Here is a 21,513-nt window from a genome sequence, read left to right as displayed (position 1 = left end):
TAATACAAATATAATACGTATCTAGCATGAGGACTTCTGTGACCTTTTTCACGATTTCTTACAGATAGGTATTATTGTTGTATTATCTTGTTACCTCGGTTGTATATGACAACTTTGAATTAAGGCGATAAATCGGTAAAATGTTTACCAAATCATGAGTAATTACTAGATAACGACACGCTTGCGCGCAAGATCCTGCGCCGCTTAAGGAGAGAAACATGGCACGCCTGCCTATGTATCGTCAGATCGCAGAAGCCATCAAAGCCAAGATCCAGTCCGGTGAATACTTGCCGGGTGAAGCGCTACCGACCGAAGCACAATTACGTGAAGCGCATTCGGTCAGTCGTGTGACGGTTCGCCAAGCCTTAAAACTGTTGATTGAACAAAACGTACTGGAAAGCATTCAAGGTAGCGGGACCTATGTAAAGGACAACAAGGTCAACTACGACATGTATCAGTACAGCAGTTTTGAAGAAAAACTCAGCCACCTGAATGTCAAAACGCACAGCGAAATTTTGGCCTTTGAGATCACCGTGCCTTCGCAAGCCATTGCCGAAGCGTTAGAAATTGCCCCTAATGAGCGTATTTTTTACGTCAAGCGCGTGCGTTTTATTGATGACAACCCCGTCACGCTGGAAGAAACCTGGCTGCCTTTGTCCTTGTTCCCGGATCTCAGCTATGAGGTCATGCAGGGCTCAAAATATGAGTACATTGAAGGCACCAAGAAAATGGTGATTGACCGCAGTGAACAGGAAATCATCCCGGTCCTGCCGCCGGAAGAAGTGGTGAAGCAATTGGGAATTCCCGCCGAGCAACCGATCATCGAGAAAATCACCAAAGGTTACTTGGCTGATGGCACGGTGTTTGAGTACAGCCGTAACTACTTTAAGTCGTCAGACTACAAATTTACTTTGGTGGCCAAACGTAATCGCCACTACTAAGTACGTTCCTGATGTAAGCACTGTGAATACACCGAGTACATAAAGACACCTTGTATATAAAAACACCTATACACGCCTCGTGTTATGCCGTAATGAGAGCTTGTGATGACAGAATTTGAAAAGATGATGAATGGTATGATTTTCGATGGTGAAGACGCCGAAATTCAAGCCGTTCGTGCAAACGCTTACCCGCTAAAAGTCGCGATTAACCAACACCCCGGCGATGCGCCACGTGAACTGGCAGAGCAACTTCTCGGCTCTTTTGGCGAGGACAGCCATATCCTGCCGCCATTTCTGTGTGAATTTGGTAAGACAATCCACATTGGCGCCCATACCTTTATCAACATGGGTGCCACCATGCTTGATAACGCCGAGATCCGCATTGGCGATCACGTGTTAATTGGCCCTAACGTTCAGTTTTACACGCCTACCCATTCACTGGATTACCAAAGCCGTGAACGTTGGGAAACCTTCTGTAAGCCGATTGTGGTGGAAGACAATGTGTGGATTGGTGGACATGTGGTGATCTGCCAAGGCGTGACCATTGGCGCGCGCTCTGTGGTTGCCGCAAACAGCACAGTAACACGTGATGTGCCGCCCGATACGCTGGTCGCAGGCTCTCCAGCCAAGGTGATCCGCCAACTCACCCACGAAGATCGCGAGCACCAGGCCAAAGCGTAAATCCCCCTTCGTCACTTCCAGTTTCTCTGAACGTGATCGTTCAGACAACTTGATAAAAATTGCTGTGGATGCCACAGGGTTTCGCGGCAATTTTCATCGCTATCTCGCCTTTAACTCCCAGATCTTTCCTATAGTTATACTACAGCGCTCATAAAGGAGAGGCACATTATGGCAACGGGTTTGTTTCTGTTTCAACACGATCTTCGCCTGCACGATAATACGGCACTGATGCTGGCCGCCTCCGAAATGGATCACCTGATTTGTGTCTATTGTTTACCTTGCGAACGCGCGAATAGCTACCCGTACCGTATCCAAACCTACGGCCAACCTCGCATGCAATTTCTGCTGCAATCTTTACAAGATTTAAGTGAACAACTGGCGAAGCGGAACCAATATCTGCATGTGCTGTTAGAGCATCCACTGAATATTTTACCTACGTTGATCACTCAGCATAATATTGCTGCCGTCTACAGCAGCGAACACCCCGGCGTGTATGAACAACGGGTTTGGCAAACCCTGCAAGGCCGTTATCCCTATTTGCCGTTTAAGCAGGTGGCCACGCACACCCTGTTTGATCGCACAGAATTACCCTTTGAGCTCACCGACCTGCCGGAAACGTTTTCCAAATTTCGTCGAAGCGTTGAAGAGTTACCCATCAATAGTGCGACGGCTGCACTCGATGTCTTACCCCCACGGCCGCATCACAGTCATCAATTTGATGTGCTAACCCCCATCCTCAATGCATCCACCCAAAGTGCGTTCACGGGGGGGGAATCGACTGCTTTAACGCACTTAGATACCTATTTTGCGTCTTCGCATCCCAGTCACTATAAGGAAACTCGTAACGCGCTGGATGGCTGGACAACATCCACAAAATTCTCGCCTTGGCTGGCAACAGGCTGTATTTCACCCCGGTTAATTTTGGATAAACTCGATGCGTATGAGCAAGAGGTTGAAGCTAACGACTCAACCGGATGGATCAAATTTGAGCTGTTATGGCGAGAATATTTTCAGTGGTATGCCTACCGCCATGGCACCAAACTGTTTGCTTTTAGAGGTATTAAAGATCATGGTCCGAATACCGCCTTTTATCCGGAACGTTTTCGTCGCTGGTGTGAAGGCAATACTCCCTATCCGATCGTGAATGCGCTCATGAATGAGTTGAAAGCCACAGGCTATATGTCTAATCGTGGCCGACAGATCGTCGCCAGCTGTTTGGTCAATGAATTGAGTGTCGATTGGCGCTATGGCGCAGGCTATTTCGAACAACACCTGCTTGATTATGATACCGCCTCAAACTGGGGGAACTGGCAGTATTTAGCAGGTGTAGGGGCCGATCCGGTCGCACAACGTCACTTTAACCTGCAAAAACAAACTGACATGTTTGATCCCAAAGGGGAATTCATTCGCAAGTGGCGAGGCAATGATCACGATGGCAATCTCGATTCTGTCGATGCGGCAGACTGGCCGATTTGGTAGTCCCCAAATAAGGTAAACCTTTAAGCGTGTGCGAACTCTATTCGCAACGCGCTGTTTATATAAATAACAAATATTATCCCAACAAATACCAACACCCATCGTGACAGGGTCTATTTGTCGCACAAATCAAAACTCACACCATATTTACCCGCTCGCATGAAAACACCTCCATTAATAGCAATTTTATTATGTCACTCGCAGTTTTTTATTATTAACAACAATATTCACCCCCTGCATTTATCAATATTCAGCGTCTTAACTATAAATAAGCTGTAATAAATAATGACAAAATATTATTCAGTTGCATTTATTGATCTGTGTCACTTTAACTGTGTTCTCTATCATTAGTATGATACAGGAAAGGGACATTAATAACGTATTGGTGACATATAGGGAGAGAGCAATGAACTGCTGCGAGCATGTACAAGCCTACCGAATCAAACGAAATTTCATACAAAAGCTGTTATATTCTTCGATTTATCGATGCAGAACATGTAAGGCAAAAATTCATATTTCACATCATCAATAATTTACAGATTTATCAACTTAACCTTACAACGATTCCACGCACTGCTATTAAGTCAAATTGTCAGTGATACACGTTATTGATTGATATACATAGCGAAAATTAATATTCATCTTTAAGTTTCGGTGAAAACATCTTTCGCCTGCATATTGTAAGCACATTACTAAAAGATACTTTTATTTTTCAGCAATATATTGCTTAGGAGTACAACCAACATGACGCTTAAATACTTTGCCAAAATAACTGACATCCATGAAGCCCACCTCCTCTGCAATATCACTCAGACGATACGTGGAGTGTCGCAAACGCCAGCAAGCGTGATTCATTCGCATCATCATCCAATATTGGCTGGTCGTCAGCGCAAATTCGTCTGTAAACAACCGATCCAACTGCCGACGACACACCCCTAATTCAGCGGCGAGTGCCTCGATGGTTTTACGTTGAGTAATATCATGGTGCATCAGTACAATGGCGCGCTGTACATGGCGACTCGCACCCGCTCCGGCAGCCATCACATCATCATAAGAACGGATGGCATGGCGTTGACTGCGCAAGTTATCGACCAACATATCTGCCAGTCCTTTTACCGCTTTAGTCTGCCCGCAATGGCGAGCCACTAAAGCCACGGCGAGTTCAATTGCCGCCGCCCCACCGACACAACTGATCCGCTTACCATCTAAACAAAACAGCTGATCCGCTTGTACTGATACATCAGCAAAGGCCTGCTCAAATTCAGGAACATGTCGCCAATGCACCGCTACCTCACGTTGCATCAATAACCCGGCGGCAGCCAGCAAGAAGGTGGCATTGTCGACACTCACCAGCGTTAACCCTTTCGCCGCTGCACGACGCAAAAAAGGTTTATAGGCTGGCGCTTCGGCCATGGAGGCCTGCGCACTGCGTCCACCAAACATCACGACATAGTCATAATCGGCCAGATCCAATTCATCCAATGCCGTAGGAATGTCGATAGCCACACCGCTACTGGACAATAACGCGCCTTTCGTTAATCCCGCCACCGTCCATTGACAGTATTTCTGCTGGCTATGATCTTCTTCATCAGCCGAAAAACGCAGCTTATCGAGAAAACCGCCGAATGGCAGCAGATTAAAAGCCGGTAACGGGATCAATAAAAAGCGCACATCCGGCGCAGAGGAGGTGTTAGTCGAGACAGGCACAGAGTCAGGCATTAAGGCAGATCACCGATAAAAACAGAATGTCTATATTTTACCAAATTACGTCTAATAATGACCATCCTATTTTTATATGCTCACCCTATACTGCGCCCCTATCGACACCCTCTTTTGTTATAAGGTTTTACATGTCTCTCGACACTTGGTTTTTATATCTGATTGCCGTCACAGGCCTAGCGTTTGCTCCGGGGCCAAATGGCATGCTCGCCCTCAGTCACGGCGCCATGTATGGCCGTAAAAAAGCGCTCGCAACGATTTGTGGTGGCGTGTCCGGTTTTATTCTGGTGATCGCATTGTCGATGTTCGGTATTGGCTCATTGATGATGGCCTCATCCCATGTCTTAACCGTGTTCAAATGGTTAGGAGGGGCGTACCTGATTTACCTCGGTATTCAACTATGGCGCTCGCCGGGTATTCAGATGAACCAAGATGTGCAAATCGCGGATAAAGGCCACGCGTCACGTTACCGCCAAGGGTTACTGGCTGCGATTGCCAACCCTAAAGTGCTGCTGTTCTTTGGTGCGTTCTTGCCACAGTTCATGAATACCGAACAACCTTTATGGCTTCAGTTCGTGATTTTGGCTGGTACGTTCGCGGTGGTGGAATTTTGCGTGGAGTTTATGGTGGCCTGCATTGCGAACCAGTTGCGCCCATGGCTGGAGAAAAGTGGTCAGCGCTTTAATCGCGGTTGCGGTACGGTCTTTGCGCTACTGGGTGCCAGTTTGCCGCTGAGTCAATAAAGGCATTAGCCTCCCTCTTTGTGCGGATCCGCAATACGGAACACACGGAAATGGAACCTGCGGGTTCGCACAAACCTTTTAGCTGTCACAACATTTAGTCTTTGTATTTCACCTCTGCATCTCGCTCTCCATATTGAATCCACACACTAAGCGAGCCCCTACCCCCTCACCGCATTCCTGTTTTTGTTCCAATATGATGAAGAGTGATGCGATTCTCGTGAGAAAATCGGGATCTCAGCCTCAATCTGATCATTACAGTCTCACCCCGTCTCTTTCTGCATACCAGCAGAGTGCAAGAAACCCGATATACTTATACCCATCTTAAATTTGAACCCTATCCCCGTCTCATATACGCATTAAGGAAGATATCACTAGCAACGGCCGCTAGTCGTAGATTGAGTACAATGCAAAGACGTGATAACTAGGTGTAATATGTCTCAGTCTCCTTTTTACAAGTACACGTTCTCCGCACTTTTCACCACCCTTTTATTTGGCTGTAGCAGTACCCCCGACGAACCTCGCCGGGCCGGTGAATACAGCATGCTAGATACCACTCAGACCTTCATCGACTATAACGACACTCGACGTAACGGTGCCGTGGTGGATAAAGGCGCTTTTTACCCGAAAGACACCTACTCATTCGCTTACCGCTATTGTTCTACTGGGGAAGACAGCGCGAAACATGATGTGGCGGAGTATCAAGCCTTGGCGAAACGGGTCTGTGATGCCAATCACGGCACCTTGATCCACCAGCAAACCGCAACCTGGTGTGTCGCCAACCCGAACACCGTGAATGAGATGCCTTTGTTTTCTGCCCGTATTTCCAGTACCGATCTATGGGCTGATCTCTGTCTCGATGGCCCATTTGTGACATTACGCCTGACTGAAAACCCTTATACCTTGGATACTGAATGGCAAGAAGCGGCACAAATTTTGGGGTATCAGCCCTACACCACGTATCGCCAGCTCGTGCCTTCCACAACGGTTGAAGCCCCTATTCAATCTGCGGCCCAACCTGCTGCGGCGCCGAAACCGTGGAGTAATGAAAGCCAATACATTTACTCCAACATTGGCACCACCGTCTGTTATTACGATCAAAGCAAAACCAGCCCCATTGGCTACACCTATCGCGGACAGGTTTACAGTGTAAAAGAAGGGCTGGTCAAAGTACTGACCAGAGAGAAGATCAAAGGAGATGTGCGCACCGCACCGGTATGGGAGCACATCAGCTGGCACGATAAAGCCTTTATTACCGCCCCGGCCAGTGCATGGTTTGTGTGTGAATCCTAACGCTGTATCTTTCACTGTATCACTTGGGGAAATCCCACAAAAAAGCTAGCAAGAACCGCTAGCTTTTTTGATCAAGTGATACCGCATTCTGAATGATCGACTGTAAGGAAATGTAATCACACGGCCTTTACTCACCTTCCCTCCAGCACCCGCCACTAAAAACACACTCGAATTATGAAATAATATTAACAAAACACACTGTTCTCATGCACATCTCGCCTTACCACTATGCAACATCTATTCATTTTGTGTATTGAAATGTATTTTTTGCTTCCATCGAAAACATATAAAGACAAAAAGTGACATTGTTCATTACATCACCATCCTGAAACACCACGAAACACCTGTGACAATATATTAAATTTTATAAAATATAATGAACGAGCAATTTCTGAATGAGGCAAAAATCGTGCTAGAAAAATGATTTTAGTCATTTAATTTACTCCCAGCCCTAAGTACATTCCCCTTTAGAATAGGTTTGTCGAAAAATGTCATTTTATGACTTTTTACACGACCTCTTTGTGAGCATAAATAATCAAAAATATAAATATTCATTCATTATGGGAACCATATGAAGAGCTGGATTAACGAAGCAATCTTGTCGCCAATGAAGCGCCGAACCTTCATGAAATGGGGTGCGGCTGTCGGCGGTACAACCGCTGCCGTTGGCATGGGACTACCTCTAAAAGCCGCAGCGGCAGAGACAGCTGCTACCCAAGACGGTGAGATCAAAACCGTTTGGTCTGCATGTATGGTTAACTGTGGTAGCCGTTGTGCACTGCGTGTACACACTAAAGACGGTGTGATCACGCAAATCGAAACCGACAACCGTGGTGATGACAACGGCGAATTTGGTACGCACCAAATCCGTGCGTGTCTGCGTGGCCGTTCTATCAAGCACCGCGTATACAACCCTGACCGTCTGAAGTACCCAATGAAGCGTGTGGGCGAACGTGGCGAAGGCCGCTTCGAGCGCATCAGCTGGGACGAAGCGATGGATCTGATGGCGGACAAACTAAAGTACACCATCAAAGAATACGGTAACGACTCTATTTTCATTACTTACGGTTCAGGTACCCAAGGCTACCGTACCGATGGTAAAGACTGCTTCAAGCGTCTGTTCAACATGATGGGCGGCTTCCTGGATTACTACGGTAACTACAGCTGGGGCCAGATCATGTTTGCTCTGCCGTTCACTTACGGCGACAAAAAAGCCGCAGCTTACGGTTCTTACACCACTGAAATCGAAAACGCTGAATTGTTGGTGATGTTCGGTTACAACCCGGCTGAAACCCGTATGAGTGGTGGTGGTGAGATCCACGAGCACATTAACGCACAGCGTAAAAACAACGTACGTACCATCATCATCGACCCACGTTACACCGACACCATGTTGGGTAAAGAAGATGAGTGGCTACCAATCCGTCCGGGTACCGATGCGGCACTGGTAGAAGGTATCGCGCACGTACTGATCACTGAAAACTTAGTGGATCAGGCCTTCTTGGACAAATACTGCCAAGGCTATGACGAAAAAACCCTTCCTGCTAGCGCACCAAAGAATGGTCACTATAAGGCACACATTCTAGGTCAAGGCCCTGACGGTATCGCGAAAACCCCTGAGTGGGCGGCGGATATCACGGGTATCCCAGCGAAGAAAATTCAGCAACTTGCGCGTGAAATTGGTACCGCGAAACCGTGTTTCATCACGCAAGGTACGGGTATCCAGCGTCAGGCAAACGGCGAGCAGGCTTCACGTGCCATCGTTATGCTACCTATCCTGACCGGTAACATCGGTCTGCCAGGTACCAACACCGGTGACATGCCAGCGAACTACGGCTACCCAGCACCGCGTATCCCTGTAGGTACTAACCCTGTTCAGGTAAAAGTGCCGTTCTTCAAATGGAGTGATGCAATTTGGCGTCACGAAGAAATGACGAACAAAACGGACGGTATTCAGGGTGACGAGCGTATGCGTACGCCAATCAAGTTCATCCTTGCTTACTCAGGTAACGTACTGATGAACCAGCACGCGGATCTGAACCGTCAGGCTGAAATCATCAAAGATGAGTCACTGGCTGAGTTCATCGTGGTGTGTGATAACCACATGACCGCGTCTGCCCGTTACGCTGACCTGCTACTGCCAGACGTAACCACTATCGAAAACAACGAAGTGAGCTCTGACGGTTACTCTTCAGGTTCTATGGCGGGTCTGTGGCCGCTGGTTCGTGCTATCGAGCCATTGTACGAAACACGCAGTGCTTACCAAATGTGTGCGGAGCTGTCTAAGCGCTTTGATCTGTACGATCAATTCACTGAAGGCCGCAGCCGTGACCAGTGGTTGGAATACTTGTATGCCGAGCGCATGAAGCAAGATCCAAACATTCCTTCACTGGAGGATCTACGTAAGAACGGTCCTTACACCGTGGTCGCGCCAAAAGAAGGCCGTATCGCGCTGGAAGATTTCCGTAAAGATCCAGAAGCGAACCCAGTGGGCACCCCTTCTGGCCGTATCGAGATCTACTCAACCAAGCTAGAAACTATCGCGAAAGAGTGGGAACTGAAAGACGGTGACGTGATCACGCCGCTGCCACAGTACGTGACCACATGGGAAAGCCACTTGGATCCAAAGACTGAGCAATTCCCGCTACAGCTATTTGGTTACCACACCAAAGGCCGTACCCACTCCACTTACCACAACATTCCGTGGCTACGTGAAGTGGTGTTCGACGGTATTTGGATGAACCCGATTGACGCTGCAAAACGTAACCTGAAGAGCGGCGACTTCGTGAAAGTATGGAACGATCGCGGTGAGATCCGTGTTGCAATCAAAGTTACACCTCGCATCATGCCTGGGGTAACAGCTTTAGGCCAGGGCGCATGGTACAGCCCAGACAAGAATGGTGTTGACCAAGGCGGTTGTATCAACTCGCTAACGTCACAACGTGCGACACCGTTATCGAAAGGTAACCCACAGCACACCATCCTCGTTGAAGTAGCTAAGGCCTAAGGAGAAGAATAAATGACTCAATACGGTTTCCACGTTGATACCAGCAAATGTACTGGCTGTAAAACGTGTCAGGTGTCTTGTAAAGACAAAAGCGATCTCCCTGTTGGCGTAAACTGGCGTCGTGTCTACGAATACGCAGGCGGTGACTGGGTACAACACGAAGACGGCACCTTCTCCAATGACGTTTTCGCCTACTACATGTCTATCAGCTGTAACCATTGTAGCAACCCGGCGTGTACCAAAGCGTGTCCAACCGGTGCAATGCACAAGCGTGAAGAAGACGGCCTTGTGGTCGTGAACGAAGACGTGTGTGTGGGTTGTCGCTACTGTGAAATGGCGTGTCCTTACGGCGCACCACAGTACAACCCAGAGAAGAAGCACATGACCAAGTGTGATGGCTGTTATGAGCGCATCGGTACCGGTCAAGATCCTGTGTGTGTGGAATCTTGTCCACTGCGTGCTTTGGACTTCGGCCCAATTGATGAGCTACGTGCGAAGTACGGTGATCGTGCAGATATCGCACCATTGCCTGATCCACGTTTAACCAGCCCTAACCTTATTATCAGCACTTGTTCTAACAGCAAGCTGACTGGCGATAAGAAAGGATCGATCCAGAACCCAACGGAGGTGGGTGCATGAGCCAGTTATCATTAGTCTTCTTTACCGTACTGGCACAAAGTGCTGTTGGTATGTTCATCGCACTTGGCCTGATTGAGCTGTTTTTCAAGCCAAACAACAAAGCGATGACGCGCAGCTTCATGGCGGTATTTGTACTGCTTGGTGTGGGTGCTATCGCATCGGTAACACACCTTGGTCAGCCGTTCCGTATGTTCAACGTGATGTTTGGTCTGGCGCACGGCAGTGCGCTAAGCCTTGAAATCGTTGGCCTGAGCCTGTTCGGCGGTGCGGCTGTTGCGTACACCGGTATGCGTTTGCTGGACATCATGCCTGCCATTCGCAAAGTGCTGCTGCCTGTGTCTATGGCACTGGGTATTGTGTTCATCATGGCCATCGCGAACGTGTACACGCTAGTTACTGTACCAACGTGGAACACGCCATTCACCGCGTTCCAGTTCCTGATGACTGCTGGTGTGGTTGGTCCAATCGCAGCTGCTATCATGCTACGTGCACAGTCCACCAGCATGGGTGATGTGGCCGCTAACGCCGATCGCGCACTGGCAATGGGTGCAGCGATTTTCGGTACGGCAACCCTAATGGGTTACGCAGCATACTTGGTATGGCTAGGCCAGTTGAACATTCAACTTAACCCGTTTGACGTAGTAGATTACTCGTTCCGCCTAGCGATGATGCGTGTAGGCCTGCTGATGTTGGGTCTGCTAGTATGGCTGGTTGGCGCAATGAAAGGCTGTAACAAAGCCATGCGCGTGGCAATTGCGAGCTTTGTGCTGGTACTGGTTTCAGAGTTCATGGGCCGCGCGTTCTTCTACGATGTATACATCAGCGCAAGCGCAGGTATGTAATCATCACTCGTACGGATAAGTACGCGGTTATTTATCCGTACCTGCAGGAAGGCTAAGTGATTAGCCTTCCTTTTTCGCATTACGAATTTCGAGTTTTTTATGACAGAGCAACAATTTCACACTCTAGCCGGTTTATCGCTAGTGAGCCGTTTCTTCTATCAGGCGTTTCACCAAGCCCCTAGCGCGGATTTCATCGACCCGATTTACCAAGAGTCGTTGATCGCGCAGTGGCCGTTGGATGTGGATAACGATTCTCTGGCACAAGGCTTAGCCCTACTGAGCACGCAACCAGACATGGCGGCGATTAAGCAGGACTTTGCCGATCTGTTCATCGGCCCTAACGCACTAAAAGCGGCACCGTGGGCATCCGTGTACCTGACGGAAGAACAAACCTTGTTTGGCGCGCCAACAGCGGCCATTAAACAATTCTATCTACAGTTTGGTGTGGAAATTGATACTGGCGAACACGAGCCAGACGATCACATCGGCCTGATTTTCTGCTTTATTGCACATTTATGTGAAATGGCGCTGCAACAAGACATTGCTGACGACCACCCCTCTCCGCTATTGTGTGCCCTAGAGAAGTTTTTGAGTGAACACGTATTATCGTGGGCACCGCGCATGCTGCACATCATGCGTGATGAAGCGACGACGGATTTTTACAAAGGCATGAGTCTTGCCGCAGAAGGCACCCTGCGCCAGTTGGCGCAACTGACCAAAGCCGATTACCGTATCGTACGTTTGTACCGATAACGCACACAGGCAGCACACACCAAGCCTTATCGATTGAATGTGCTGCCTTCTCCTACTACCGAGCACGCGGAAAAGTACACCATGACGGAAAAAAGCGAAAAGTATTACCAAGCCGTAATGGAGCACAAGCAGATCAGCCGCCGAGGGTTATTCCGTGGGTTGCTGTCTGGCGCCAAGAAAACTCAACAGCAAGCGGTCGTTGAACCTTTCACCCGCTTGGTGGCTCGCCCACCGACTGCTGTCGATGAAACCTTGCTAAGCCGTTTATGCGATGGCTGCGGTGAATGTGAAAAAGCATGTCCACAGCATGTGATCAGCATGATCAATGGCAAACCGGAACTGCATCTCGACTGTAACTTCTGTACCGACTGCGGGGAATGCCAACGCGCTTGCCCGACCTTGGCACTGAGCAATACCTGTCACTCAACAGGAATGATCCCGGTCTTCAGCGGGTCTTGCCGTCGTATGCTCTACGGTTACTGTGACATGTGCGCGACAGACTGCCCACAGCAGGCTATTGATCTTAACGAGAAGCGCCCAGCCGTACTCAAAGACAAATGCAATGGCTGCGGCCAATGCCGAACCGCCTGCCCGATGGGCGCGATAAGTTTTACGCTATCGCCCATCACGCCGAAAGTTCAGGAAGCGCCTGCAGTTCCTACCGAATAAACATAAAAAAACGCCATTGCGACATACCGCAATGGCGTTTTTTCTGAATACTTGGATAATCGCGCGTTAACATCTTATCGCCCAATCGTGGCCTCAGCCTTCACATCATGATAGATCTGCATCGACAGATTGTAGTTATACTGACGGGCAATTTTCTGGGAAAAGAACAACTGCGGCAATTCATACAGCGAGATCGCGATCAAAATCACCACGGCGTAGATGAATCCCATCACCAAGGCAATAATAGCGATGATCAGCAGCGTAAACTCTACGGAAAAAATCGAATATTTACGCAGATAGAGGTGGTGAAAGCCGCCCAGAAACAGCCAATTGAGCGCCGCGTAAGTATCAGGATCTTTCAGCTGCTTCGTCTGTTCCACATAAAAGCGCTTTCTCTGCTCTGGCGCTAGATCAGCGACCAAAGTGCGCAGTTGCTCTTCTTTGGCTTCTAATGCTTCCATTGACTCAGATCGTGACATTACGGCACCTCATCTCGAATTTTTTCCACCAAATCGGGTTGATTGCAGCGACGTATGCGAGCAAGCCCTAACTGCCAACCTTTAATTGCCCCGTATTTGATGATGCATTGCTTGGTGTACTCAGAGCATGATGGCTCAAAATTACACTCAATATTAAAGAGGACTTTTGATCCGCCCTTACCTTGGTAATAGCGGATCAATTTTAGCGATGTGGCCTTAAACAAGATTAACGGCCTAGCGTGATAATCACTGCTTCACGCTGCCAAAACAGCATGTAACGCTTGCTTTCAACGGTTTGAAACGCCAATTGCCAGCCATCTTGCGCGTACTTGTTCAGCTCTGCTTCCATTTTCTGGATAGGCAAACCGCTTGCACCAAACAACAAGGTACCACAACCACCTTCCACAATGTGAACCACTTTATATTCTGTAAAATTAGCCATCCTGACTCTCACTTCAATCAATGTTTCAATAAAACCAATACAAAACAGCACCTTTGCTGCTAAACGGCATCATACCGGATCTATGAGACGAAACACTATCGCTATTATTACGGTTTGCGGTTGAAACCTATGCCGTGATCCACTTGCCACGCACAAACCAGATCGCCATCATCACTAAACCGACCAGCACAGGGATATTCAACAACATCATGACATCTGGCGTGCCGTCAATCATCCCTTTTCCTGCCGTACCCGCTAGCCAGGTAAAGAAACCGATATTCAGCAGTTGCGACGCTTTCGGATCTTCTTTTAGCCATACCTGACACTCAGGGCAGCGCACTCGCTTCTCACTGTCTGCTTTTTCTCGTGCCTGCTTTTCATCAATCTTGCTTTTACAACTTGGACATTTCATTCATTAACTTCCTTGTTTATTTCCTAACGAACCACACACCCATTTTTACTAAACAGGCTATATCTCATCATCATGCTTCTTCTCAATTTGCTCAAATAGCATTCTCGCGTCTTTTTCAATCCTGGATTTCTCTTCGTCGGTGAAGGTTTTATACAAATTGCTACAGATGAAACCTGAACGATCAAATACAGGATCATTAGCAATTGTAGGGACGGACTCACCAAGCATGCTCACTTTTAACCAGAGTGCACATTCAAAGTGTTTATTTAATTTCATATAAACATCAGCTATTTCAGTTAGGACGTCCTCAGCACCAGCTAAAGCACATTGCTTCAATAACGCCAATCCTTCTTCAGCCTCTTCGCATGATAGATCCTCTTTTTTCAGTAGATTAGAGGCATAACAGTAATTAATGCTTCTCTGCCGTTCCTCAGAGATAGGATGTAACGCGCGATATTCTTTTTCCAATATTGTCACTTCATGCTTTTCTAATGTCGTCAATTGAGCCGTCAGTGCTTGTTTTGATTCTATGTGTCGTGGATTAAGCGTAATACTTGCTAGTTGATAGTGCATCGCCGCCTTCGGTAAGTTTTTGCTTACGCCTCGGCCCGTTTCGTATGCTTTTCCCCAAATAGCTAATACATCGGTATGCCACCCATCAGCACCCTCTTTAACTAAAGAAAGAGCCCTTGCATGATCATCGACGCTGTGAGAATGATCTAACAAAAAATTCGCTAATGCGATTTCGCCACTCTTCCCATATTCCGCATATTTTTCAAAATAAAGACGCGCATTATCCCAATCATTCAATTCAACGTATAACTTCGCTAATCGTTCTTCTAAAACCAAGATATCAATAATATATTTATCGTTTTCCGCCTGATCATGGAACTCTTCACATAAGGTGAGCAATATCCCCTCAGCCTCACGAAGTTGCTTATCACCCCCAATCCCTTTTATAAGCATATCTGCATACGTTTTTCTGGCAGGTTGATAACCTAATGATACGGCTTTAGATATATACTGCCGAGCTTGCTGCGCTAACTCACTACCGTAATCATCTGTATTATTAAGGTTTTCCGATATGTATCTAGAACCTATTTCAAAGAGCGCCTTTTCATGCCCCTGTTCAGCCGCTTTATCCAACCAATACTGAGATTCTTCGATTTTTTTTGTATCCCATAAAAAGTTAGAATACAGCATACCTAGTTCATATTGTTGCTCCGCTTTCCCATTAGCAGCATCAATCAACAAGATGAGTTCTAATCGCTCCCTTCCATCATCAATAACCGTTCCATTAGGCAAGCGCCCAAGCCTCAATCCCAACCTATAAGTTCCATTAAATGCTTCATCCAATAAAGCCGCTTTCTCATACCAATAAATAGGCTGAAATAGTTCATTTGATGGGTCGTCCGCATCCTTTAGGCCAAACTTTTCAATAACCTCTGCCATCATTACAGCCGACTCATAATTCCCTTTATCCACATCATTTGAAAGAATAGCCAGAGCCTCTTTAAACTGATGTCGATTTAAGCATTCCACCACTAACTCATGTACTGGCATTTGCTTCATTCGATAAACTTGCCAAATAAAAAGCATAACTACTGAAATAATGACAACAACCAAGAAATCCATTTTCTTCGTTCCTTATTAAGTACCAACACATCAACTACGCATCAAGGTTTACTCACTGGGCGCTGATTTATACCATACCCCTGCCCCTTAAATGGCGGCCCCTTTTTCGCCCTTCGATACACATCAAGATAAAATCAAAGCACTTGCAATTGAGAAACACATAAAACAACACAGCCTCCCTGCACATATCACGAATATAATTCGTGCGTTGCACAGAGAGGCTGAAGGTGCTAGCCAACCATTCATGGTTGTTTATGTTTTTATCTGAAAAGTACGCCTTATTTAAACGCGGCTGTTATTTTAAAACGCGACTGTTATTTTAAAACACGACAGTGGCATTCAAAAAGACACTGCGCCCCTTTTCGGTATAGCCGTAATAATCATCTTCTTCATCCAATACGGTGTTAAACAAGTTGTTCACGCCACCTTTCAGCGTCAGTGCTTCAAACTGATAGGATGCGCCTAAACCCACCAAACTATATCCGCTGACCGTGACGTTCTCGCGACTAGGGTTGGTGATCACCTGCTCGCCAATGTAGTTCACCCGCATGAAAGCAGTTAAGGGATCGGTCACTTGCCAGTTCACATCCAGATTCGCTAAATGGCGTGGCGTTTTCTGCAAGGTCTCGCCCGTCGTGGTATCTTCTGCATCGGTATAGGTGTAATTAAACGCCGCACGAAGTCGATCATTCACGTCATACCAGGTTTCAAATTCTACCCCTTGAATCTTAGCTTTACCGATATTTTGATACGTAAAGATCGGCATGACACCCTCACTCCCCACCGGGGCGGTGAGGTCGCGCTCAATTTTGTTTTTCAGTTCAGTATGGAAATAAGTGATGCCTGCGCCCAAGGTCAACGATTCATAAGCTGCACCCAGTTCATAGCTTTTCGATTTTTCCGGTTCCAAGTCATCATTGCCGGTTAACCAACAACGGTTACCACAGCTGATCACCCGCACTTCATCGCTGCTTTCCATGATCCCCGGCGCACGAAAACCACCGCCCGCGCCCCCTTTCAACACGAATTCATCGGTCACACGATACACTGCATAGGCACGGGGACTAAAATGCTCGCCATACACGTCATGGAAGTCCTGACGCGCACCTAATGTCAGTAATAATGCATCGAAATCCAACTCCGCTTGCGCATAGACCGCACCTTGATAGTTGTCTGCACTGCCTGATGCCAAGTCCCGATCATTGTCCAATTCCGAGGTGCGGTACTCCCCCCCAAAGACCCACTCATGTTGATCCCATGCAAGCCCCAGCAGTTTGAAATCAAACGTGGTATTTTGCAGCTCGACCTCCGCAGCCCCATTGCTGTAAGCGGTACTGGCATCGTCCAGTTTCATGGTTTCACCGTATACACGCACTTCCGAGTCCGCCCATGACCATGCCCCTTCATGGGTTAAGCCATAATTCCAACGGGTCGAGTCTTGCGTATTGGTGTGCGGGCCGGTACGCGGGTGCAACCAGTCTGCCTCGCGACTGTCACGGGTGTAATACAAATCGGCAATCATGGCTTGCTGGGCATTAATATCCCAACGCAGCTCTGACATCACATTGGTATTTTCGCGCGCTTCTAAGGCATCCACCTCTGGATTTTCGTCTGTGCGCCATGGCGAACGATCGGCACGTTCAACAATCAATGTACCGGCCAGCTTATCCGTTAGATGGCCACTGATATAGCCATTGGTTTTCATGCCGGTACCACCGTCCCCTTCCAGCAGGTGTTCATATTCCACCCCGACTGAGCCTGACAAGGTTTCCGTAGGGCGTTTGAGGATCACATTCACCACACCGCCCATCGCTTCAGACCCGTACAGCGAAGAAACCGGGCCGCGCACCACTTCTATGCGGGAAATCGCCGTTAATGGAATGGTGGCTAAGTCAAAATCGTTCCCACGGATCAAGGCATCTTGAGAATTAATGCGGCGGCCATTAATGAGTAACAGGGTGTGCTTACCGTCTAAGCCTCGAATGCGAATGCTATTACGACCATATGCGGTGCTGCCTTCAATGTTCACCCCCGTACTGCTGCGGATCGCCTCAGACAGATCTTTCACCGGCATTTTGGCGATGTCTTCTGCGGTGATCACAGACACAGACGCAGGCGCGGTCAGCTCACTGTGTTCAGTTAAGGTGGCCGTCACGACCATGCGATCCAACGCCTGCACCGGCGTATCATCATGGACGACTTGCGAAGGCCCTTCCGAAGAGGCCCAAGCCGACGAAGAAAAAACAGCTAATATTGCACTGCTTAATAGGGTTGGCAGCAGTACGGCAGGAGACACAAAGGGCTGGGTAGTACTCATCACACATCCTTGTTTTGAGAAGGTCCGTAAATAAGCCCGAGACCTTAATCAACAAAACAAACAACATCAATGATAATGATTATCATTTAATCTTAAATGTGTGATAGTTCCATAATTCACCCTGCAAGCACATGAAAATCCCATCGAGATTTCAGAGCCTCGACATCTAACGGGCAGATATTTTTTCATTCCTCGTACGGTAATGAGCTTCACTGTTCCGGCGGATCTCATTGAAGCGTTTTTGCATTTTCCCGCCAATCAAATCAGCCCTACGCTGCATTTCCGCCATCCAAGCAGTATCGTCCATCACGCTGCGTGGAAACAAGGTGCTGCGTTCACTCTCACCGAGATACAAAAACGCATCAAACAAGTCTCCGACCTTGGCCTCCCTCTCGCCCATCTCTGCCAGTTTAAACCGCGCTTTGGGCAATATGTCTATCATACGTTCTGACTGTATCGGGGTGGTTTTCACGGGAATAAGTGAGGGCGCAGGCAACGCCTGATACGCCGATACCACTGCCGGTTCCGTCAGTGGCCAAAGGGTGTAGAGACTACCGGGATAATGCGTCTGCAAACGGGTAGCCAGTGGCCATGAGGATTCCGCTTCGCGCTGCACAAAGTCATCTGGGGCGGAGATCAAATGGAAGGCACCGAAGATCAACAAGGCTTTTTGCTGTTGCTGAAGGCGCTCTTCAGCCACTTGGTAGAAATGATCGCTCTTTGACTGTGCCGCCTGTTGCCATACCTGTTTATCGCGCAGGGTTAACCAGTCAAACGGGGCCTCGGCAAGGTGAACATGAAGCTGTTGTTCAGGGGGAAGTTGGGCATTACGCACTCGTACAGCGGCAAAAAAGCGACCATACACGTCCGGCGCCCAAGCCATAAAATACAACGAACCCCGCAACGCTTCTTGCACCTGCGCGTCACTGACAGCCTTACCTGCCACATAATCATTGATTAAGGATTGATACTGCCCATTCCCAAATTCCACCACAATATGTTGCACCTGCTCAGAAAACGCCGGTGATTGAATCAGCGTCATCGCATAGTCAATGAAAGCGTCATTCCAGTGGTAATCACCGATAGCCACCAAATCATGTTGCTCAAACGCCTGCATGATCGCGGTATTTGCAGGTCGAGATTGCTCCACCACCGTTTGTATCGCCGCCGGAGAGAGGGTGACATTGGCCTCATGCGGCAGGTATTCACAACCGGTCAGCCCACCAAGTAATAATCCACAGCAAAATAACCCACCAAGCACGGTACATTTACCGCGTTTCAAAAAATGAGGGAATGGATTGTGTGATTGAGAAAAATGATTGTGCGGCTGGGGTAAATGATCTTGTAATTGAGGTAAGTGGCCGTGTGTTTGAAGTAAGTGGCCATGTGTTTGAAGTAAGTGATAGTACGTTCGCATCCTGCGTCTCTCCGTCCATGCCATGACAACGTCTTGTCGTCATGTAAAAAGATAAAGATGATAACGAATATCACTTACATTTAGAAGCTGGTCTTTTGAGGGCCATCGTGAACAGCATTCAGCGGGCTGTGTTATGCCTTCATCGCTTTCAAAATATCAATCGCCCCTTTGTACGATCCCTCAAACGGAATGGCATCCAATGCTTCAGGATCGGCTGGGTAATAGTGCCAAAGCTGTGCGCCTAACTCTTTCTCAAGCTGCCCCGGGCCCCACCCAAATGTCCCAATGCCGCAAGACGAGCGGTGCTCGGGTAAGTTGTCAGAAAAGGCCTGTAACGAGAAATTCAATGACAGATGATCGTTGGTCAGTGTTTCACTGTATTTGCCTTTGTTTTTCCCTAAGATCCAAGCACGATCGGTAAATAACGGGCCACCACCAAACAGCTTGTCGTTCAGCAACATGCTTGGATCTACCGATTTCAGCACGGTCAGCACTTCTGCGATTTCATTAAACGGCTTGATGTAATTATTGTTCAACGACACCCCAACAGCACCGTCTTTATTGTGCTCTACGATATACACCAATCGGTTCGCGATCGGTTTGAATTTTGGGACATCCCCAATGGCAGGGTTAGCAATGATAATACTGTCGGTTAGAAAGCTTGCCATGTTCTTCTCATCAATTATTTCAAAGGAATACACTCAATGTGCCAGAGTGGCAGCCACCTTGCTTGCTCGGATTACATAAGTGCGAGGCGTTTCAAACCCCGTATTTTCTCCTTGCTACCCATCCACCGTGTCTATGCATACCCTGCTCGCACAATCGACCAAAATAATTATCAGAGATTTACACAGATTTACGCCGCCTATCCTGACGTCTTACTTCATGCGCAGCATACTTCGCGGTTGCGTCTCATTTTCATTTTCTTTTTGGAGCAAGCATGCTGAACACCTCATGGCTGTTTTGGGCTTTGCTGTCGGCGGTATTAACCAAGCTCGGTGTTAATACTATCAATTCTGACTTCGCGACCTTTATTCGCACCTGTGTGATCTTATTGCTGGTAGGGGGGATCGCCTATTTCACCAAACAGTTTCAGCCCATCAGCAGCTTATCTGGCCGTGGCTTAACCTTTTTGGTGTTATCCGGCTTGGCAACAGGCGCTTCCTGGCTGTGTTATTTCCGTGCCATGCAATTAGGGCAAGCGGCACAAGTTGCACCCATCGATAAACTAAGCGTGGTATTAGTGGCAGTGTTCAGTGTGGCGTTACTGGGTGAGCAGCTTAGCGGAATCAACTGGTTAGGGATCGCCCTCATTACCGCAGGGGTCATCTTGGTGGCGTGGCAAGGCTAGCCGCCGAGAAAATAAGAAAGAAGAAGAAAGAACAAATAAGAAGGAGACGATGAGGGCAACTTTTGTCCTCATCGTCTCTTACGCGCATTCATTGGTTTAATACCGTCCAGCCCGCTTGGGCTAAGCGTGCAATCATGGCTTTTCTTGCTTTATTTTGCTCTTGGATAACCGGCTCAATCAGGTCGCCTAATTCCACTGAAAAATCCACAGCACGTGCCATGGCTAATATGGCCGACTTATTTTTTATTTGTTTTGGCTGAGCATTTTGATAATTCTTTTCCCAGTCTTCTGCAATGTCAGAGACTGACATATCTAAATACTTCTTATTCGTCGCCACATACGCCAATTTCTGCGATGGACTTTTCATTATCACAATCCGGTTCATACATCCTCATTAAGCAACTTCCAATGGTTGTTCAATGACGTCTTGTCCTTTTTTCTGCGGCGACATGAGGCTCCCCCTTCATGACAACGTACCGCACCAGGCTATGTGTTTCACGCCAATCCCAACCTGCACACGCAAGCAGGTCGCAGCTTATTATGAAGAATTCACCTATGTAAAATATCAATATCGGCCAAAGGGATAAAAAAGCAGACGATATATCGCAGAATATGGTACTACCAGTTAATGATTTTTAGCCGTAACAAATAATTTTCTCTGAACAACAATAAGTTATCGCTCTCTCCTTCCCCTTCACAA

Annotated in this window: 21 protein-coding genes; 11 read left to right on the top strand and 10 right to left on the bottom strand. The window is 47.7% G+C overall.

The window, feature by feature from the left end:
- The first annotated feature begins 218 nt into the window (after nucleotides 1-218).
- From ABT58_RS20700 to ABT58_RS20690, 3 genes are all read left to right on the top strand, one after another.
- Nucleotides 219-941, top strand: coding sequence for a GntR family transcriptional regulator (locus ABT58_RS20700; protein ID WP_047876348.1), 723 nt, complete (start codon nucleotides 219-221; stop codon nucleotides 939-941).
- Nucleotides 942-1,046: 105 nt separating this feature from the next.
- Nucleotides 1,047-1,622, top strand: coding sequence for a sugar O-acetyltransferase (locus tag ABT58_RS20695; RefSeq protein ID WP_047876347.1), 576 nt, complete (start codon nucleotides 1,047-1,049; stop codon nucleotides 1,620-1,622).
- Between the two features lie 168 nt (nucleotides 1,623-1,790).
- A complete protein-coding gene (locus ABT58_RS20690; RefSeq protein WP_047876346.1) occupies nucleotides 1,791-3,101 on the top strand; it encodes a DASH family cryptochrome in 1,311 nt (436 codons plus the stop codon).
- Between the two features lie 702 nt (nucleotides 3,102-3,803).
- Here ABT58_RS20690 and ABT58_RS20685 read toward each other — a convergent pair.
- A complete protein-coding gene (locus ABT58_RS20685; protein WP_047876345.1) occupies nucleotides 3,804-4,817 on the bottom strand; it encodes a GlxA family transcriptional regulator in 1,014 nt (337 codons plus the stop codon).
- Nucleotides 4,818-4,948: 131 nt separating this feature from the next.
- On the opposite strand from ABT58_RS20685, the gene ABT58_RS20680 reads away from it, so the two are divergent.
- The 7 genes from ABT58_RS20680 (at nucleotide 4,949) to ABT58_RS20650 (ending at nucleotide 12,760) form a co-directional block, all read left to right on the top strand.
- Nucleotides 4,949-5,560, top strand: a complete 612-nt coding sequence (locus ABT58_RS20680) for a LysE family translocator (protein ID WP_047876344.1) — start codon at nucleotides 4,949-4,951, stop codon at nucleotides 5,558-5,560.
- A gap of 432 nt (nucleotides 5,561-5,992) precedes the next feature.
- On the top strand, nucleotides 5,993-6,850 hold the full coding sequence (locus ABT58_RS20675; RefSeq protein WP_047876343.1) for a hypothetical protein: 858 nt from the start codon (nucleotides 5,993-5,995) through the stop codon (nucleotides 6,848-6,850).
- A gap of 571 nt (nucleotides 6,851-7,421) precedes the next feature.
- Entirely contained in the window at nucleotides 7,422-9,857 is a 2,436-nt protein-coding gene (locus tag ABT58_RS20670) for a DMSO/selenate family reductase complex A subunit (RefSeq protein ID WP_047876342.1), read from the top strand.
- A gap of 12 nt (nucleotides 9,858-9,869) precedes the next feature.
- Nucleotides 9,870-10,496, top strand: a complete 627-nt coding sequence (locus tag ABT58_RS20665) for a DMSO/selenate family reductase complex B subunit (RefSeq protein ID WP_047876341.1) — start codon at nucleotides 9,870-9,872, stop codon at nucleotides 10,494-10,496.
- Nucleotides 10,493-11,338, top strand: coding sequence for a dimethyl sulfoxide reductase anchor subunit family protein (locus tag ABT58_RS20660; protein WP_047876340.1), 846 nt, complete (start codon nucleotides 10,493-10,495; stop codon nucleotides 11,336-11,338). Before ABT58_RS20665 ends, ABT58_RS20660 begins: the two co-directional genes overlap by 4 nt.
- Before the next feature lie 99 nt (nucleotides 11,339-11,437).
- Entirely contained in the window at nucleotides 11,438-12,091 is a 654-nt protein-coding gene (locus ABT58_RS20655) for a TorD/DmsD family molecular chaperone (protein ID WP_047876339.1), read from the top strand.
- An 81-nt stretch (nucleotides 12,092-12,172) separates the two neighbouring features.
- Nucleotides 12,173-12,760, top strand: coding sequence for a 4Fe-4S binding protein (locus tag ABT58_RS20650; RefSeq protein ID WP_047876338.1), 588 nt, complete (start codon nucleotides 12,173-12,175; stop codon nucleotides 12,758-12,760).
- Between the two features lie 74 nt (nucleotides 12,761-12,834).
- Here the strand turns inward: ABT58_RS20650 and ABT58_RS20645 are convergent, their stop codons facing one another.
- From ABT58_RS20645 to ABT58_RS20615, 8 genes are all read right to left on the bottom strand, one after another.
- Nucleotides 12,835-13,239: a hypothetical protein gene (locus ABT58_RS20645; protein WP_047876337.1), complete on the bottom strand. Its 405-nt coding sequence runs from the start codon at nucleotides 13,237-13,239 to the stop codon at nucleotides 12,835-12,837.
- Nucleotides 13,239-13,439 (bottom strand): membrane protein insertion efficiency factor YidD, encoded by a 201-nt coding sequence (gene yidD, locus ABT58_RS23850; RefSeq protein ID WP_229821799.1) that lies wholly within the window; start codon nucleotides 13,437-13,439, stop codon nucleotides 13,239-13,241. Before yidD ends, ABT58_RS20645 begins: the two co-directional genes overlap by 1 nt.
- A gap of 26 nt (nucleotides 13,440-13,465) precedes the next feature.
- Nucleotides 13,466-13,681: a DUF4177 domain-containing protein gene (locus ABT58_RS20640; protein ID WP_047876336.1), complete on the bottom strand. Its 216-nt coding sequence runs from the start codon at nucleotides 13,679-13,681 to the stop codon at nucleotides 13,466-13,468.
- Between the two features lie 127 nt (nucleotides 13,682-13,808).
- Entirely contained in the window at nucleotides 13,809-14,093 is a 285-nt protein-coding gene (locus tag ABT58_RS20635) for a hypothetical protein (RefSeq protein WP_047876335.1), read from the bottom strand.
- A gap of 57 nt (nucleotides 14,094-14,150) precedes the next feature.
- Nucleotides 14,151-15,728, bottom strand: a complete 1,578-nt coding sequence (locus ABT58_RS20630) for a tetratricopeptide repeat protein (RefSeq protein ID WP_047876334.1) — start codon at nucleotides 15,726-15,728, stop codon at nucleotides 14,151-14,153.
- 319 nt (nucleotides 15,729-16,047) lie between these two features.
- Nucleotides 16,048-18,045 carry a TonB-dependent receptor domain-containing protein gene (locus ABT58_RS20625; RefSeq protein WP_047876333.1) on the bottom strand — a complete coding sequence of 666 codons (1,998 nt, stop codon included), beginning with the start codon at nucleotides 18,043-18,045 and terminating at the stop codon, nucleotides 16,048-16,050.
- 166 nt (nucleotides 18,046-18,211) lie between these two features.
- A complete protein-coding gene (locus ABT58_RS20620; protein WP_189595488.1) occupies nucleotides 18,212-19,306 on the bottom strand; it encodes a hypothetical protein in 1,095 nt (364 codons plus the stop codon).
- Between the two features lie 287 nt (nucleotides 19,307-19,593).
- A complete protein-coding gene (locus ABT58_RS20615; protein WP_047876332.1) occupies nucleotides 19,594-20,130 on the bottom strand; it encodes a YqgE/AlgH family protein in 537 nt (178 codons plus the stop codon).
- A 272-nt stretch (nucleotides 20,131-20,402) separates the two neighbouring features.
- Here ABT58_RS20615 and ABT58_RS20605 point away from each other — a divergent pair, with 272 nt between their 5' ends.
- Nucleotides 20,403-20,813: an EamA family transporter gene (locus tag ABT58_RS20605; RefSeq protein ID WP_047876330.1), complete on the top strand. Its 411-nt coding sequence runs from the start codon at nucleotides 20,403-20,405 to the stop codon at nucleotides 20,811-20,813.
- Between the two features lie 88 nt (nucleotides 20,814-20,901).
- Here the strand turns inward: ABT58_RS20605 and ABT58_RS20600 are convergent, their stop codons facing one another.
- Entirely contained in the window at nucleotides 20,902-21,198 is a 297-nt protein-coding gene (locus tag ABT58_RS20600; protein WP_047876329.1) for a hypothetical protein, read from the bottom strand.
- Nucleotides 21,199-21,513 lie beyond the last annotated feature (315 nt).

Origin of the sequence: Photobacterium aphoticum (assembly GCF_001029435.1) — a bacterium.
In the GTDB taxonomy this organism is placed as follows: Bacteria; Pseudomonadota; Gammaproteobacteria; order Enterobacterales; family Vibrionaceae; genus Photobacterium; species Photobacterium aphoticum.
Note: the sequence above shows the minus strand (reverse complement) of the source record. Positions and strands in the feature narration are given on the sequence as shown.